Genomic DNA, 15,036 nt, shown 5'->3' on the forward strand with positions numbered 1-15,036 from the left:
AGCCCTTATTTTTTTATTGAAAATTTAAAAGTACTGCCTTCACCTTGTATTGATTTAACACTTATATTTCCACCTAATTTTGACACAAGTTTTTTTACCGTAGATAAGCCAATACCATGGCCGCGTTGTCCAAAACGATCTGTTTCTTCAATTGTGGAGAATAGTTTAAAAATTTTCTTTTGTTTTTCTTCGGCAATTCCAATACCGTTATCTGTAACAGAAATGTAATTATGTGTTTCATGCTCGGTATCTAAAAATACATCGATTACAGTTTCGGGTTTGTCGTTATATTTTAAACTGTTAGTAATTAAATTAAGTAAAATAAGTTCTAAAGCGGCGCGGTTTGTAACAATATCAAAATCTTTTTCGGGTAAATTAATTCTACAGTTAACTTTAATATTTAAAATATCAATTACTTCTTCTAATAATTGATTAAAAGAAAAGCATTCTACATTTTTTTTATCAATACTACTGTTTTCGTAATAATTAAGAAGATTGTTTATATAACTACTTAACGATAAAGAAGCATCTTTTATGTTACTTAAATAGTTTGTGCCTTTTTCGTCTATACTTTTATTGTATTTCTTTTTTAAAATATCTGCAGTTAAAATCATGTTAGCCAAAGGCATTTTCATGTCGTGTGCCACTTGAGACGCAAAACCTTTAAGCATTTTATTTTTTTTAATCAGTTTGCGTTTAGCTTGTTTAAGCTTATGGTTACTCTTGTTAAGTTCAATGAGTTTTACAACTTGTTTACCAAGTAGTTTTAAGTTTTTAATTTGTTCGTTGTTAAGTTGGTTTTCTTTATGGTCTATAACACATAAAGTGCCTAATTTGTGGTTGTTTTTATCTATTAAGCAAACACCCGCATAAAAAACAACAGGATTGTTACTTGCCTTAACATAGGGATGATTTATAAATTTTAAATTTTTCTTAGTGTTTTCAACAATATAAATATCTTCATCATTAGCAATAGCGTAACTACAGAAGGATAAATTTCTTTCCGAGCTACAAATTGTCATGCCTTTAGCAGATTTAAACCAAACTTCATCTTCCTCTACAATAGAAATTAAAGCATTAGGCATGTTAGTTATAGAACAAGCTAAATTTGTAATGATGTTAAAATTTTGGTCGTATTGGCTTCTATCTAACTTGTAGCTCTTCACAGCTAAAAGTCTTTCGGTCTCATTTTTTGGAATACTGGTTAGCTGCATTATAATGTTTTTATGTTCAACTAAAGTACAAAAATTTTAAACAAAAATACGTGTTATGTTCAATTAAATTATTTTTCCATCTACCATGGTGAGTTTTCTGTCAGCCATATCTGCCAATTCGCTATTATGTGTTACGATAACAAATGTTTGTCCAAACTCGTCTCTAAGCTTAAAAAATAAATTGTGTAAGTTTTCGGCCGATTCGCTATCTAAATTCCCTGAAGGTTCATCAGCAAAAATTAAATCAGGATTATTTATTAACGCTCTTGCAACGGCAACACGCTGTTGTTCACCGCCCGAAAGCGCATTGGGTTTGTGGTTATAGCGATGCGATAATCCTAGAAAATCTAAAAGTTCTTTAGCTCGTTTTTCGACTTCAGGTTTTTTAGTGCCTTTAATAAATGCAGGTAAACAAACATTTTCTAAAGCTGTAAATTCGGGTAATAGTTGGTGAAACTGAAAAATAAAACCTATGTTTTCGTTTCTGAATTTTGCCAGCGCTTTATCGTTTAAATTATGAACAATTTGTTCATTTATTTTAAGCTGAAAATCACTGTTTATTGAAGCTTTATCTAAGGTGCTTAAAATTTGAAGTAATGTTGTTTTTCCTGCTCCAGAAGCCCCAACAATTGAAATAATTTCACCATTTTTTATTTCAAGATTTACACCTTTTAATACATGTAAATCGCCATAATATTTATGAATGTTTTTTGCCTCAATCATTGTAAACCTTAATTATTCGTGAAATTACTATTTTATGTGATTATCTACAATAATAGTCTTAATTTCTTTTTTTTATTAAACAGGAATTTGCTTTAAGTTTTACAAACAAGTATTTTGTATTTTTATTGTTGAAAAAATTATAATTATGCCATACAACAAGTTTGAAGAATACAATATGCAAGTAACCGACGATGTTAAAGCACGTTACAAGCATATAATAAATGATTTAGGAGAAGACACACAGCGCGAAGGTTTAATAAAAACTCCTGAACGTGCGGCAAAAGCTATGCAATTTTTAACTCAAGGCTACGAGCAAGACCCAGTAGAAATATTAAAAGGCGCCATGTTTAAGGAGTCTTATAACGAAATGGTTATTGTTAAAGATATAGAGTTGTATTCTTTATGCGAACACCATATTTTACCTTTTTTTGGAAAAGCACATATTGCTTACATACCAAACGGTTACATTGTTGGGCTGAGTAAATTACCTAGAATTGTTGATGTTTTTGCACGACGTTTGCAAGTACAAGAGCGTTTAACCGAGCAAATTCTTGATTGTATTAACGACACCTTAAAACCTCAAGGTGTAGCAGTGGTAATTGAAGCTGCCCACATGTGTATGATGATGCGCGGAGTACAAAAACAAAACTCAACAACTACAACATCTGGTTTTCGTGGTCAATTCGAAAAAATTGAAACACGAAACGAATTTTTAAAACTCATTGGAAAATAAATATATAAAACGGTACACTTCTTGTTTATAGTATGTTATTAAATTTTATTAAATGAAAGATAAATACAAAAAACTATTAATAGGCCTAGTTTTAGATGCGCTGGGTTATGTATCGTTTGTAATTCCTGGAGTTGGCGAATTTTCAGATATTATTTGGGCTCCGGTTTCTGGTTGGTTAATGACGAAGCTTTACAAAGGTAAACCAGGAAAAATAGCAGGTTTAATTTCTGTAGTTGAAGAGGCTTTACCAGGTTTTGATGTTATACCGACATTTACGTTAATGTGGCTTTATACCTATGTATTTAACAAAAAATAAGCATACATTTAACACTTATTAAACTCTCGTTGAACGCCAATTTATGTAAATTAATAGAAAAAACATAAATGGCAATATTAGGTAGTATAATTAAAGGAATAATAGATTTACAAGGCGTTTTTTCTTCAGAAGTAAATCATATTGAAGCTCAACAAACGGTTTTAAAAGATTTATTAAATAAAGCAAAAAATACACAGTTTGGTAAACACTATAATTTTGAAGCCATTTTAAATGCTGATAATATTGAAAAAGCTTTTGCTGATGCTGTTCCTTATTTCGATTATGACCAAATTAACGATGCATGGTGGCATAAATTACATGACGGTGAAACCGATGTAACTTGGCCCGGAGAGTTATCATATTTTGCTTTAAGTTCTGGTACTACAGGAAAAACTAGTAAGCGTATTCCTGTAACTGACGACATGGTTGATGCCATTAGAAGTTCAGGAATAAAACAAGTATTATCTTTAAATAACTTCGATTTTCCAGCAGATTTTTTTGAAAAAGAAATTATGATGCTTGGTAGCTCTACCGATTTAGAAGAGAACAATGAATTTCTTGAAGGTGAAATTAGCGGAATTAGCGCAAGTAACATTCCGTTTTGGTTTAAAGGTTACTACAAACCTGGAGAAAATATTGCCAAAATTGACGATTGGGATGATCGCGTTCAGCGTATAGCAGAACGTGCTAAAGATTGGGATATTGGCGCGTTAAGTGGTATCCCGTCTTGGATTGAGTTAATGCTTCAAAAAGTAATAGATTATCATAACTTAAATAACATTCATGAAATCTGGCCTAACCTAACCGTTTATACTTCTGGTGGTGTTGCTTTTGGACCTTACGAAAAAAGTTTTCATGCCTTAATGGGTAAACCTGTTACGGTTATAGATACCTACTTAGCTTCCGAAGGTTATTTGGCTACTCAAGTGCGTCCAGAAACCGATGCCATGCAATTAAATACAGAACAAGGTATTTACTTTGAGTTTGTACCGTTTAAACCAGAATATATAAATCCAGACGGTTCTTTATCCCAAGATGCGCCAGTGGTTACTTTAAGTGATGTAGAATTAAATCAAGATTATGTTTTAATAATTAGTACTGTTAGTGGTGCATGGCGCTATTTAATTGGCGATACAATTGAATTTACTGATGTTGAGCGTGCAGAAATTAAAATTACTGGTAGAACAAAATTCTTTTTAAACACTGTTGGGTCTCAGTTATCTGTAAATAAAATGGATGCAGCTATGAAAGGATTAGAAGCGCATTTTAAAACAAAAATTACAGAATACACTATATGTGCCAAAAGGGGAGAAGATGACGAATTTTATCATTTTTGGTACATAGGGGCAGATAATGAAAATTTAAATGAAGAAGAAGTGGCTGAAGCTTTAGATAATTTACTAAAAGAAGCTAATAAAAACTACAAAGTAGCCAGAAGTAAAGCATTGCATGGCGTTAAAGTAAAAATTATAAATCCTGAAATGTTTCATGAGTGGAATGCCGAAAACAAGAAGAAAGGTGGCCAAGTAAAAATGGAACGCGTAATGGGTGAAGATAAATTTGAAACTTGGGAAAATTTTATCGAGAAAAATTAATTTGAGATTCGTTTTATAACACCAATTGCCCAATCGTTAATTCTAGTGCCAAAACATTCTAAAATTGCATCTACGCCAACAACACTGCCTTTGGCAAGTCTTCCTAAAACAGATAGATTAATTGGTTTAGATGTGTTTTTAGATATTACAGTACCATTTTTATTTGTATGAATTCCTAGTTTAGAGTGTATAGGTTGTATTAAATCGTTTCTTAATAAGTTTTTTATGAGTAAGGTGGTAACCTCGCTAATTTTTGGAGTGCTTAAAACGCTATTTATTAAAACATTAATGGTTATCGAATCTGTTTGTTTTGTGAAAATAAGCTCATTTTTTTCTGTTGATATTTTAGGATTATCACAGAATTGAAACGACACGATATTGCTTCTATGCAAAGCTAAAAGTTGTTGCATACTTTGTACAGGAGGCCCGTAGGAATATCGCTTTAATGTTTCATCTAATAAAATAACCGAAGCTATTACTTCTTCCGATATTTCGGCATGCGAAAATGTTTTATACAAAATAGGTTGGCAATGTTTCCAAACTTGCCCAACACAATAATCTAAAGATATAGCACTCTGGTTACAAGCCATTTCAACAAAATTAGAAATAATTAATTCTGGTTTATTATCTGTGCTTTCAATCAATTCATGGTTATGTTTTTGATTATCTAACCAATGAATAATACACGTTTTAATACTGTCAATGTCATTAATTTCAGGAGCATATCGATTTTCTATTTTCAAATACACTTCAGTTGCAATATCTGCAATTGTATGTTTTAAAAAATAGTTATCGTTTACAGATAAAGGTTTATTGGCAGCGGCTTGTGTTTTGTATTTAAAATAGTCTGCTTGCTTTTCATTTATTTCAAATAATTTATTAATAGTTTCATTTAGTGGTTTTGGTGCCATTATTAAGCCATCAAGTGAATATAAAACTATTTTTTTTGGTACTTTAGGCGACGTAGAAAAGTTACATTTTAAAGTATTGTTGTCTTCAATTTTAAAATAACCACCTCTTGCCACGGTTAAGGCTCTCATAGCATCTAACATTGCTAACCCCATCCCACGTATGGCTACATTATCAGTCTTTTTTATGTCATGAGAATCTATAATATTTTTAATGGGATATGTTTCAGAAAAACATTTAAAAGTAGAAGAAGGTAATTGGGTTTCATACTCTAAAATATCAGCATCAATTTTAGTTGGTTGATGCCCTACAGTTAACAAAACTTCATCAAAATTAAAATAGTCTGTGTTTTGGGTAGTTATATTAAATTTGTCTTCATTTAAATTTATAGCTGCAACACAAGAATTAATTACAGTAACAATTTCAGCGTTTTTTAAGATGTTTATTAAAGTATTAGCACGTTCCCTTAAATATTTTCCAATTTGGTTGCGAGACGGAAACGTTTCAATGTTTGCAATGTTATTTTGGGTATTATTATTTTTATTCCATTCGTCATAATTAGGGAAGTTAGGAATTGTAATATTATTTATTTCAATTTTTGGTCGTCCATGTAGCTCTTTCAAATGTTTATTAGAAATATTTGCTAAGTTTATATCAGGTTGTTGTGTATTCCAAACAAAGCTTGTTCCTAACTCTGTATTAACTTCAAAAATTGATATTTCAAATTTCTTTTTAAAGTCATGTTTACTCAAATTCAATAATAGTTGCTCTAAAGCATGTAATCCTCTTGGGCCAAAACCTACAATTGCAATTTTTATCATGAATAGTTTTTTAGTTAGTTTCTACAATTTCCATAATTTCTTCTGGAGACAAATAATATTTTTTTATCCTGTTTTTATAAGCTGTTGTTATATCTGCGTTATTTAATATAAAGTTTTTGGTTTTAATAATGTATTTGGCCATTCCATGTTTTACGGCATAAGTATCGGCAGCTCGTTCAGCTTCAACAATATGATTGTCTGAAAATAGATATTTAACACCGAAACCAATTAAATTTAAAGTACTTCGGTTTTGGTAATCTTTTATATGCCCGAGTTCATGACCAATCCAACCTATTAAGATATCAGAGGGAATGTTTTTGGTTAAAAATTTCTTATCAGATATTTTAAAGGTTTCACTAATTAAAATTACATAATCACGATGTTCTTTTGTTTTAAAAAAACTACTTAATTTAGGCTGTGCCTGCATGGTAGATTTTTTAATGTTTTTTTTAAACTTAAATTCTATATGTGTGTCTTTTAATTCGGGGTAATACTTTAATGCAGTTTCTACTTCTTGTTTTATACTTACAGGTATAATTTTATCCTTCAACATATGGTTCTTGTTTATCGCATACACTAACGTAATTATAGTTAGTGTAACAATGGTTAAATATTTCATTTTCATATACATTAAGATAAGGATAAAATAGAAAAGCACCCAATTTTGGGTGCTTTTTAAGTTTTATTTAGCGTTTATTTAAAATTGATATCTCACGCCTAGTGCAATATCGAAATCTAAATCATTGTTATCATAATAATCATCCCCAAAACCTACTTCTGGTCTAAAATCTAATGAAAGTAGTAACGGGAAATCAAAGGCATATTCAATACCAATATTTCCAGCAGCAAAAATAAAAGTTTCACCATCATCTTCATCTAGGTTGTTAAAATAGCGGGCATCATAATCGTAAGCAGCTAAACCACCACCAACACCGGCATACCAATTAAAATTGCCTTCAATTGGCCAAACCCATTGGTACAAACCTGTTAATTTAAAACCATCGTAATTTCTTGAGCTTCTCCATCCTAAATCCAATTCAAGTCTATTATTATCAGACAAAGCGCGTTGGTACGATACTTCTGGGCCTAAACCATCGCTTCCGCCAAGGCGTAAACCAATAGCGTTTTCAGCAATGTTTTGTGCATTTATTGTAGTTGCAAAACCTAAAATGGTTAATGATAATAAAAATAATTTTTTCATAAAGTTGTTTTTTGTTTAATGTAATTTACGAATTGTTAATCAAAACAGATGTTAAGTAAATTATAAAATTTGGTTTTAGATTAATAACGCTAAAAATGTAATTATATTTATCCTTTTAGAAGTTTAAATTTCAAGATGTCTTTAAAACAATTAAAATCTAATTTAGCCGGAGAACTGTACTTCGATAATTTATTAAAAGCCATATACGCCACCGATGCTTCTGTATATAGAATTCTTCCAGAAGCTGTAGCTTATCCAAAAGATATTCAAGATATTAAAAGTCTTATAGCATATGCGAAACAGCATAAAACGTCTTTAATTCCGCGTACCGCAGGAACATCTTTAGCTGGACAATGTGTAGGTGAAGGTATTGTTGTAGATGTTTCTAAACACTTCACAAAAATTATAAATTTTAATGAAAAAGAAAAAACAATAACTGTACAACCAGGCGTTGTTAGAGATGCTTTAAATAATTATTTGAAACCTTATGGTCTCTTTTTTGGCCCCAATACATCTACCTCAAACCGATGTATGATTGGAGGAATGGTTGGTAATAATTCCTCTGGAACAACATCAATTCAATATGGTGTAACTCGCGATAAAGTTTTGGAAATGCATACTATTTTAAGCGATGGAACTGAGGTAGTTTTTGGTGAGCTTTCTAAAAACGAATTTCAAAAAAAGCTAGAATTAAAGACATTAGAAGGCGATATTTACCGCACCATTTATTCAGAGTTAAATAGCGATGTTGTACAAAAGCAAATTCAAGAAAATTTTCCTAAACCAGAAATTCATAGAAGAAATACAGGTTATGCTATAGATGAGTTAATAAAATCTGAAGTGTTTAATACATCTTCGCAAAAGTTTAATTTATGTAAGCTGCTTTGTGGTAGCGAAGGTACATTAGCTTTTACCACGCAAATTACATTAAAACTAGATGTGTTGCCTCCAGAAAAAAGCATTATGGTAGCAGCACATTTTAATAGCATAGAAAACTGTTTAAACAGTGTTGCTATGACCATGAAGCATAATTTGTACACCTGTGAAATGATGGATAAAACCATTTTAGATTGTACAAAGCATAACAAAACCCAACAAGAAAACCGGTATTTTATTGAAGGCGATCCTAAAGCCATTTTAATGTGTGAGCTAAGGTCTCATAGCTTAGACGATGTAAATAAACAAGCCGAAAAACTAATTGCAGATATAGAGGGGACTGGTTTAAGTTATGCGTACCCTACACTTGTTGGGCCTAATATAAACAAAGCTAATAATTTAAGAAGTGCAGGTTTAGGCTTGTTAGGGAATATTATTGGTGATAAAAAATCTGCGGCATGTATAGAGGATACGGCTGTATCTGTTACAGATTTAGCTAGTTATATATCAGATTTTACAAAATTAATGGATGGCTACAATCAGGAAGCAATTTATTATGCCCATGCCGGAGCAGGAGAGCTACATTTACGACCAGTATTAAATTTAAAAAAAGCAGAAGATGTAATGCTTTTTAAAAAAATAACTACCGATGTAGCCCATTTAGTGAAAAAATACAATGGTTCAATGAGTGGTGAACATGGCGATGGTATAGTAAGGTCTGGGTTTATTAAATTAATGATTGGTGAAGCCAATTACAACATTTTAAAACATATTAAACAAGTTTTTGATGCCGATAATATTTTTAATCCAGGTAAAATTATTGATGCTTTACCTATGGACCAAAATTTGCGTTACGTTGCAAATAGAGCAGAACCGGAAATTGAAACTTTTCTAGATTTCTCTAAATCGCAAGGTATTTTACGAGAAACCGAAAAATGCAATGGCTCTGGCGATTGCCGTAAAGCACCAGAATTTGGTGGTGTTATGTGCCCAAGTTATAGGGCAACGCGTAACGAAAAAGATACTACAAGAGCAAGAGCCAATGCCTTACGTGAGTTTTTAACCAATTCGAGTAAAGCTAATAAATTTGATAACCCAGAATTAAAAGACGTTTTTAATTTATGTTTAAGTTGTAAAGCTTGTGCTAGCGAATGCCCAAGTAGTGTAGATGTAGCTAGTTTAAAAGCGGAGTTTCAATACCAATATCAAAAAGCAAATGGTGTTAGCTTGCGCACAAAGTTGTTTGCATACAACAATAAGTTAAATGCTTATGCTAGCATATTTCCAAGGTTTTCAAATGCTGTGTTTTCAAATAAATTGACTTCTTCAATTATTAAGCAGGCGAGTGGTGTGGCGGCAAAACGAAGTTTACCTTTAATTTCTAATATCAGCTTAAAAAACTATTATAAAACAGTTAATAAAAATTCTGAAGAAAAAAAATATATAAAAACGGTGTATTTGTTTAATGATGAGTTTACAAATTTTTTAGACTCAGAAATTGGTCAAGATGCACTACAACTATTATCTGCTTTAAACTATAAAGTTGAAATTTTAAATAATTTTGAATCGGGCAGAGCATTCATTTCAAAAGGTTTGTTAAAACAAGCTAAAAGTATGGCCAACAAAAATATAGCCTTATTTAAAGATGAAATTACAGCAGATACACCTTTAATAGGCATTGAGCCATCAGCCATATTAACTTTTAAAGATGAATATTTAAAATTAGCAGATGATAACGCTTCCGCGGAAGCGATTGCCCAAAACACGTTTTTAATTGAAGAATTTTTACAGCAAGAAATTCTATTAGGGCATATAAAAGCAGAACAGTTTACAAATGAAGCAAAAGTTGTAAAATTCCATGGGCATTGTCATCAAAAAGCATTAGGCAATCAATTATCTAGTTTTGCAGTATTAAATTTACCAGCAAATTATAAAGTTACTATTATACCAAGTGGTTGCTGTGGTATGGCTGGAAGTTTTGGTTACGAAAAAGAGCATTACAACGTAAGTATGCAAATAGGCAGTCAAACTTTGTTTCCGGCAGTTAAAAATGCATCAGATGAGGTTATAATTTCAGCAAACGGTACAAGTTGTAGGCATCAAATAAAAGATGGAACAAAAAAAATAGCAAAGCATCCTGTAACTATTTTAAAAGAAGCTTTAATCATCTAATTTTTTCTTCTTCTTTTTCTTTTTATCCTTTTTCTTCTTTTTTTCTTTGTCTACAATGGTAATGGCCGCAATTAGTTCGTTAATTTCCATGTTTTCAACTTCCTCCTCAACAATAAAGGGCGCCAATTTATCGTTGTTATAATTGTAAATTTTCCAACGTTTAAATTGGTATTCTAAAGCTGTGAAATTCTCTACCCAATCTCCAGAATTTAGGTAAGTGGTTTGTCCGTTTTTGTTTTCAATCAGCTCAAGTTTAGGTTGGTGTATGTGCCCACAAACCACATAATCGTAACCATTTTCAATAGCAATTTCTGCAATCACTTTTTCAAAATCGTTAATATACTTAATAGCGCCTTTTACACCATTTTTAACTTTTTTACTTAAAGAATAACGTTCTTTACCTCGTTTTTCTAAATACCAATTTACACCGCGATTTAATAACGTAAGCAAATCATAACCCCAACCTCCTAGTTTAGCAAGCCATTTGGCGTTTTGTATAGAAACATCAAAAACATCGCCGTGAAAAAACCAAGCTTTCTTACCATCTAAATTTAAAACTAGTTTATCTACAATAGAAATTTTTCCAATAGAGGTTCCGCTAAATTTACGTAGCATTTCATCATGGTTTCCAGTAATGTAAATAATGTCTACACCATCAGAAGCAAAATCCATTATTTTTTTTATAACCTTTAAATGCGATTTTGGGAAGTAGCGTTTACTAAATTGCCAAATATCTATAATATCGCCATTTAAAATAAGTTTTTTAGGCTCAATACTATTAAGGTAAGTTAACAAATGTTTGGCATGACAACCGTATGTTCCTAAGTGAACATCAGATATTACAGCAATTTCTACTTTTCTTTTAATTTTCAAGGGAGTGTTCGGTCTTGGTTTTTACAAATAACATATTCTTATATTATTAAACCATTACGTAATAATTATTTGTATATCAGTTTATTGTTAATTTAGTGTTACTTATTTAATTAAAATGGCGTTTGTAAAGCACAAATTTATTTCAGTATTTCTAAGAATAGAATTACCTTAGCAGCAAAATTGTATTATGGCTGGAAATTCTTTCGGAAAACTTTTTAACCTAACAACTTACGGCGAATCTCATGGTGCTGCTCTTGGTGGTGTAATAGATGGTTGCCCATCTGGAATTGAATTAGATTTCGATTTTATACAAAACGAGTTAAACCGCAGAAAGCCTGGGCAATCTGCAATTGTAACACAGCGTAAAGAACCCGATACAGTTAAATTTCATTCAGGTATTTTTGAAGGAAAAACGACAGGAACACCAATTGGTTTTGTTATAGAAAATACCAACCAGAAATCCCACGATTATTCCCATATAAAAGATAGTTACAGGCCAAGTCACGCCGATTATACTTACGATAAAAAATATGGTTTTAGAGATTATCGTGGTGGTGGCCGTAGTTCTGCACGAGAAACAGCGTGTAGAGTAGTGGCAGGAGCCATAGCAAAACAACTATTAAAAAACATTGAAATAAAAGCTTATGTTTCTGGTGTCGGCCCTATTAAATTAAACAAACCACATACCGATATTAATTTAAATAACATAGAGTCTAACATTGTGCGTTGTCCAGACACAGAAATGGCAACAAAAATGGAGGCATTTATAAAAGAAGTACGCAGTAAAGGCGATACTGTTGGCGGTATAGTAACCTGTGTAATTAAAAATGTACCAGTTGGTTTAGGCGAACCGGTTTTCGATAAATTACACGCCGAGTTAGGTAAAGCCATGCTATCAATAAACGCCGTTAAAGGTTTCGAATACGGAAGTGGTTTTCACGGAAGCACTATGTTTGGTAGCGACCACAACGATGCATTTAACACTAATGGCACAACAAAAACAAATTTTTCAGGCGGAATACAAGGAGGTATAAGCAACGGCATGGACATTTATTTTAATGTAGCCTTTAAACCAGTAGCAACTTTAATTCAAGCTTACGAAACCATAGATAAAGAAGGTAAAGTGGTTCAAATGCACGGTAAAGGGCGCCACGACCCATGTGTAGTACCGCGCGCCGTACCTATTGTTGAAGCTATGGCAGCACTAGTTTTAGCAGATTTTTATTTAATTAATAAAATGCATAATTAGTAGCTATTTCCCGCTTTACACTATATCTTTTTAAAACAGCATATATAAACAGGATAATTTTTATTAATTGTCCTGTTTTTGTTTAAATAATAAAAGGTTACAAATCAAAGTTTTAAAAAGGATGCCGTTTCAATCGGGGCTAAAATGTTTGCGAATTCTTCAACAAAAGCCTAAAAATACCTATCTTGTTTGCGAATAACTCATAACTTACTACATGAAGAAACTCGCGTTACACTGGAAAATTATTATAGGAATGGTTTTAGGAATCATTTTCGGATTTATCATGAACTCAATTAGTGGTGGAAAAGAATTTGTTACTAACTGGATATCTCCTTTCGGAACCATATTTATTAATCTATTAAAATTAATAGCTGTTCCGTTAATTCTAGCCTCATTAATAAAAGGTGTAGCCGATTTAAAAGACATCTCTAAAATACGAAATATGGGGCTTCGTACTTTAGGAATTTATATGGCAACCACAGTTGTAGCAGTATTATTAGGTTTAGCAATAGTAAATGTTGTAAAACCAGGAAATGGAATGCCCCAGGAAACAATTGAGAAAATAAAGCTAAAATATGCTAACGATGCAGGCGTAACCGATAAAATTAGTAAAGCCGCTGTACAAAAAGATGCAGGACCATTGCAAGCATTGGTCGATATTTTTCCAAGTAATATTTTTAAAGCCTTTGCAGATGCATCTATGCTTCAGGTAATATTCTTTTCATTATTTGTTGGTATTTGTTTGCTATTAATTGGTGAGAAAAAAGCAAAACCATTAGTAAAGTTTTTCGATTCGCTAAACGAAGTCGTCATGAAAATGGTCGATTTAATTATGCTTTTTGCTCCTTACGCAGTTTTTGCACTTTTGGCCAATGTAATTATTGCTTTTGATGATGTTGAAATTTTAGTAAAACTGTTGTACTATGCAGGTTGTGTTTTATTTGGTTTAGTTTTAATGATTTGTTTCTATTTAGCTTTGGTGGCTATTTTTGCAAAAAAATCGCCAATTTGGTTTTTAAAACAAATAAGTCCAGCGCAACTTTTAGCATTTTCAACCAGTAGTTCTGCAGCCACTTTACCAGTAACTATGGAGCGTGTAGAGGAGCATTTAGGTGTAGATAAAGAAGTGTCAGGATTTGTGTTACCAATTGGTTCTACAGTAAATATGGATGGTACAAGTTTATACCAAGGCATTGCAGCTGTTTTTATCATGCAAGTTTTATGGGTAGAAGGCTTAACATTACCAAACCAAATCATGATTATTGGAACAGCCGTTTTAGCATCTATTGGAAGTGCTGCTGTACCAAGTGCAGGTATTGTAATGCTCGTAATTGTTTTAGAAACTATAGGGTTTCCAGCAGAGTTTTTACCAATTGGTATTGCTTTAATTTTTGCAGTAGACAGACCTTTAGATATGTGTAGAACCATAGTTAATGTTACTGGCGACGCTACAGTGTCGTTATTGGTAGCTAAATCATTAGGGAAAGTACATGAACCAAAACCCAAAGAATGGGATGATCATTACGATGAAGTAAAATAAATACCATGGAATTAAATTCGCCTGTAGTTTCAGTTAATTGGTTAAATGATAACTTAAATAATGCAGATATTGTTGTATTAGACGGTACAATAGCTAAAACGCCAAACCCAGATTTACCACAAATTACTTCTGCAAGGTTTTTCGATATTAAGCAAAAGTTTAGCGATACTACAAACGATTTTCCTAGTGCATTTCCTTCAGAAACCCAATTTCAAGAAGAAGCTAGAAATTTGGGAATAAATAATAGTAGTGCCATTGTTGTTTATGATGATAAAGGCATTTATTCATCTGCTAGAGTTTGGTATTTATTTAAAGCTTTTGGCTTTAATAATGTTGCAATTTTAAATGGCGGATTACCAGAATGGCTAAAGTCAAAATACCCCATAGAACCATCAAAACTTTACTCTGGAAAAATTGGTGTTTTCGATGCTAGACTTCAACCCGGTTTTATGCAGTTTTTTAATGATGTTAAAACCGCTTCAGAAAATAAAACTCATAACATTATTGATGCGCGTTCGGCAGGGCGATTTAATTGCGAAGTACCAGAACCGCGCGAAGGTTTAAGGTCTGGAACCATACCTAATTCGGTAAATTTACCATTTACTAATTTAATAGAAAACGGACTTTTAAAGTCTAAAGAAGCTATAAAACTAGAGTTTGCTAAAGTGGCAAAACCAGAAGATTCTATAATTTTTTCATGCGGGTCCGGAATTACAGCTTGTGTTTTGGCCTTAGGAGCAGAAATTGCAGGTTATAAAAACGTTTCGGTTTATGATGGCTCTTGGACAGAGTGGGGCAGTTTGGTTGAGTAATT

At 32.1% G+C, this 15,036-nt stretch carries 13 protein-coding genes; 7 read left to right on the forward strand and 6 right to left on the reverse strand.

Annotation, left to right across the window (positions count from 1 at the left end):
- Window positions 1–5: 5 nt before the first annotated feature.
- Entirely contained in the window at window positions 6–1,214 is a 1,209-nt protein-coding gene (locus LG651_RS08720; protein ID WP_226695751.1) for a GAF domain-containing sensor histidine kinase, read from the reverse strand.
- 63 nt (window positions 1,215–1,277) lie between these two features.
- Entirely contained in the window at window positions 1,278–1,937 is a 660-nt protein-coding gene (locus LG651_RS08725) for an ABC transporter ATP-binding protein (RefSeq protein WP_226695752.1), read from the reverse strand.
- Between the two features lie 145 nt (window positions 1,938–2,082).
- Here LG651_RS08725 and folE point away from each other — a divergent pair, with 145 nt between their 5' ends.
- The 3 genes from folE (at window position 2,083) to LG651_RS08740 (ending at window position 4,581) form a co-directional block, all read left to right on the forward strand.
- A complete protein-coding gene (gene folE / locus LG651_RS08730; protein WP_226695753.1) occupies window positions 2,083–2,670 on the forward strand; it encodes a GTP cyclohydrolase I FolE in 588 nt (195 codons plus the stop codon).
- 52 nt (window positions 2,671–2,722) lie between these two features.
- Complete coding sequence (locus LG651_RS08735) at window positions 2,723–2,986, forward strand: hypothetical protein (protein ID WP_226695754.1); 264 nt, start codon at window positions 2,723–2,725, stop codon at window positions 2,984–2,986.
- 68 nt (window positions 2,987–3,054) lie between these two features.
- Window positions 3,055–4,581 carry a GH3 family domain-containing protein gene (locus tag LG651_RS08740; protein WP_226695755.1) on the forward strand — a complete coding sequence of 509 codons (1,527 nt, stop codon included), beginning with the start codon at window positions 3,055–3,057 and terminating at the stop codon, window positions 4,579–4,581.
- Here LG651_RS08740 and LG651_RS08745 read toward each other — a convergent pair.
- The 3 genes from LG651_RS08745 to LG651_RS08755 form a co-directional block, all read right to left on the reverse strand.
- Window positions 4,578–6,311, reverse strand: coding sequence for an FAD/NAD(P)-binding protein (locus LG651_RS08745; RefSeq protein WP_226695756.1), 1,734 nt, complete (start codon window positions 6,309–6,311; stop codon window positions 4,578–4,580). The two genes, LG651_RS08740 and LG651_RS08745, sit on opposite strands and share 4 nt — an antisense overlap.
- 10 nt (window positions 6,312–6,321) lie before the next feature.
- A complete protein-coding gene (locus LG651_RS08750) occupies window positions 6,322–6,864 on the reverse strand; it encodes a hypothetical protein (protein ID WP_226695757.1) in 543 nt (180 codons plus the stop codon).
- Window positions 6,865–7,008: 144 nt separating this feature from the next.
- Complete coding sequence (locus LG651_RS08755) at window positions 7,009–7,512, reverse strand: hypothetical protein (RefSeq protein ID WP_226695758.1); 504 nt, start codon at window positions 7,510–7,512, stop codon at window positions 7,009–7,011.
- 135 nt (window positions 7,513–7,647) lie between these two features.
- Here LG651_RS08755 and LG651_RS08760 point away from each other — a divergent pair, with 135 nt between their 5' ends.
- Window positions 7,648–10,560 carry an FAD-binding and (Fe-S)-binding domain-containing protein gene (locus LG651_RS08760; RefSeq protein ID WP_226695759.1) on the forward strand — a complete coding sequence of 971 codons (2,913 nt, stop codon included), beginning with the start codon at window positions 7,648–7,650 and terminating at the stop codon, window positions 10,558–10,560.
- On the opposite strand, the gene LG651_RS08765 is transcribed toward LG651_RS08760, so the two are convergent.
- Window positions 10,549–11,433 (reverse strand): UDP-2,3-diacylglucosamine diphosphatase, encoded by an 885-nt coding sequence (locus LG651_RS08765; RefSeq protein ID WP_226695760.1) that lies wholly within the window; start codon window positions 11,431–11,433, stop codon window positions 10,549–10,551. The two genes, LG651_RS08760 and LG651_RS08765, sit on opposite strands and share 12 nt — an antisense overlap.
- Window positions 11,434–11,620: 187 nt before the next feature.
- Here LG651_RS08765 and aroC point away from each other — a divergent pair, with 187 nt between their 5' ends.
- From aroC to LG651_RS08780, 3 genes are all read left to right on the forward strand, one after another.
- Window positions 11,621–12,682, forward strand: coding sequence for a chorismate synthase (aroC, locus tag LG651_RS08770; RefSeq protein WP_226695761.1), 1,062 nt, complete (start codon window positions 11,621–11,623; stop codon window positions 12,680–12,682).
- A gap of 214 nt (window positions 12,683–12,896) precedes the next feature.
- Entirely contained in the window at window positions 12,897–14,222 is a 1,326-nt protein-coding gene (locus LG651_RS08775) for a dicarboxylate/amino acid:cation symporter (protein WP_226695762.1), read from the forward strand.
- 5 nt (window positions 14,223–14,227) lie between these two features.
- Window positions 14,228–15,034: a sulfurtransferase gene (locus tag LG651_RS08780; protein WP_226695763.1), complete on the forward strand. Its 807-nt coding sequence runs from the start codon at window positions 14,228–14,230 to the stop codon at window positions 15,032–15,034.
- Window positions 15,035–15,036 lie beyond the last annotated feature (2 nt).

Source organism: Neotamlana sargassicola (genome assembly GCF_020523965.1).
GTDB classification, from domain to species: Bacteria; Bacteroidota; Bacteroidia; order Flavobacteriales; family Flavobacteriaceae; genus Neotamlana; species Neotamlana sargassicola.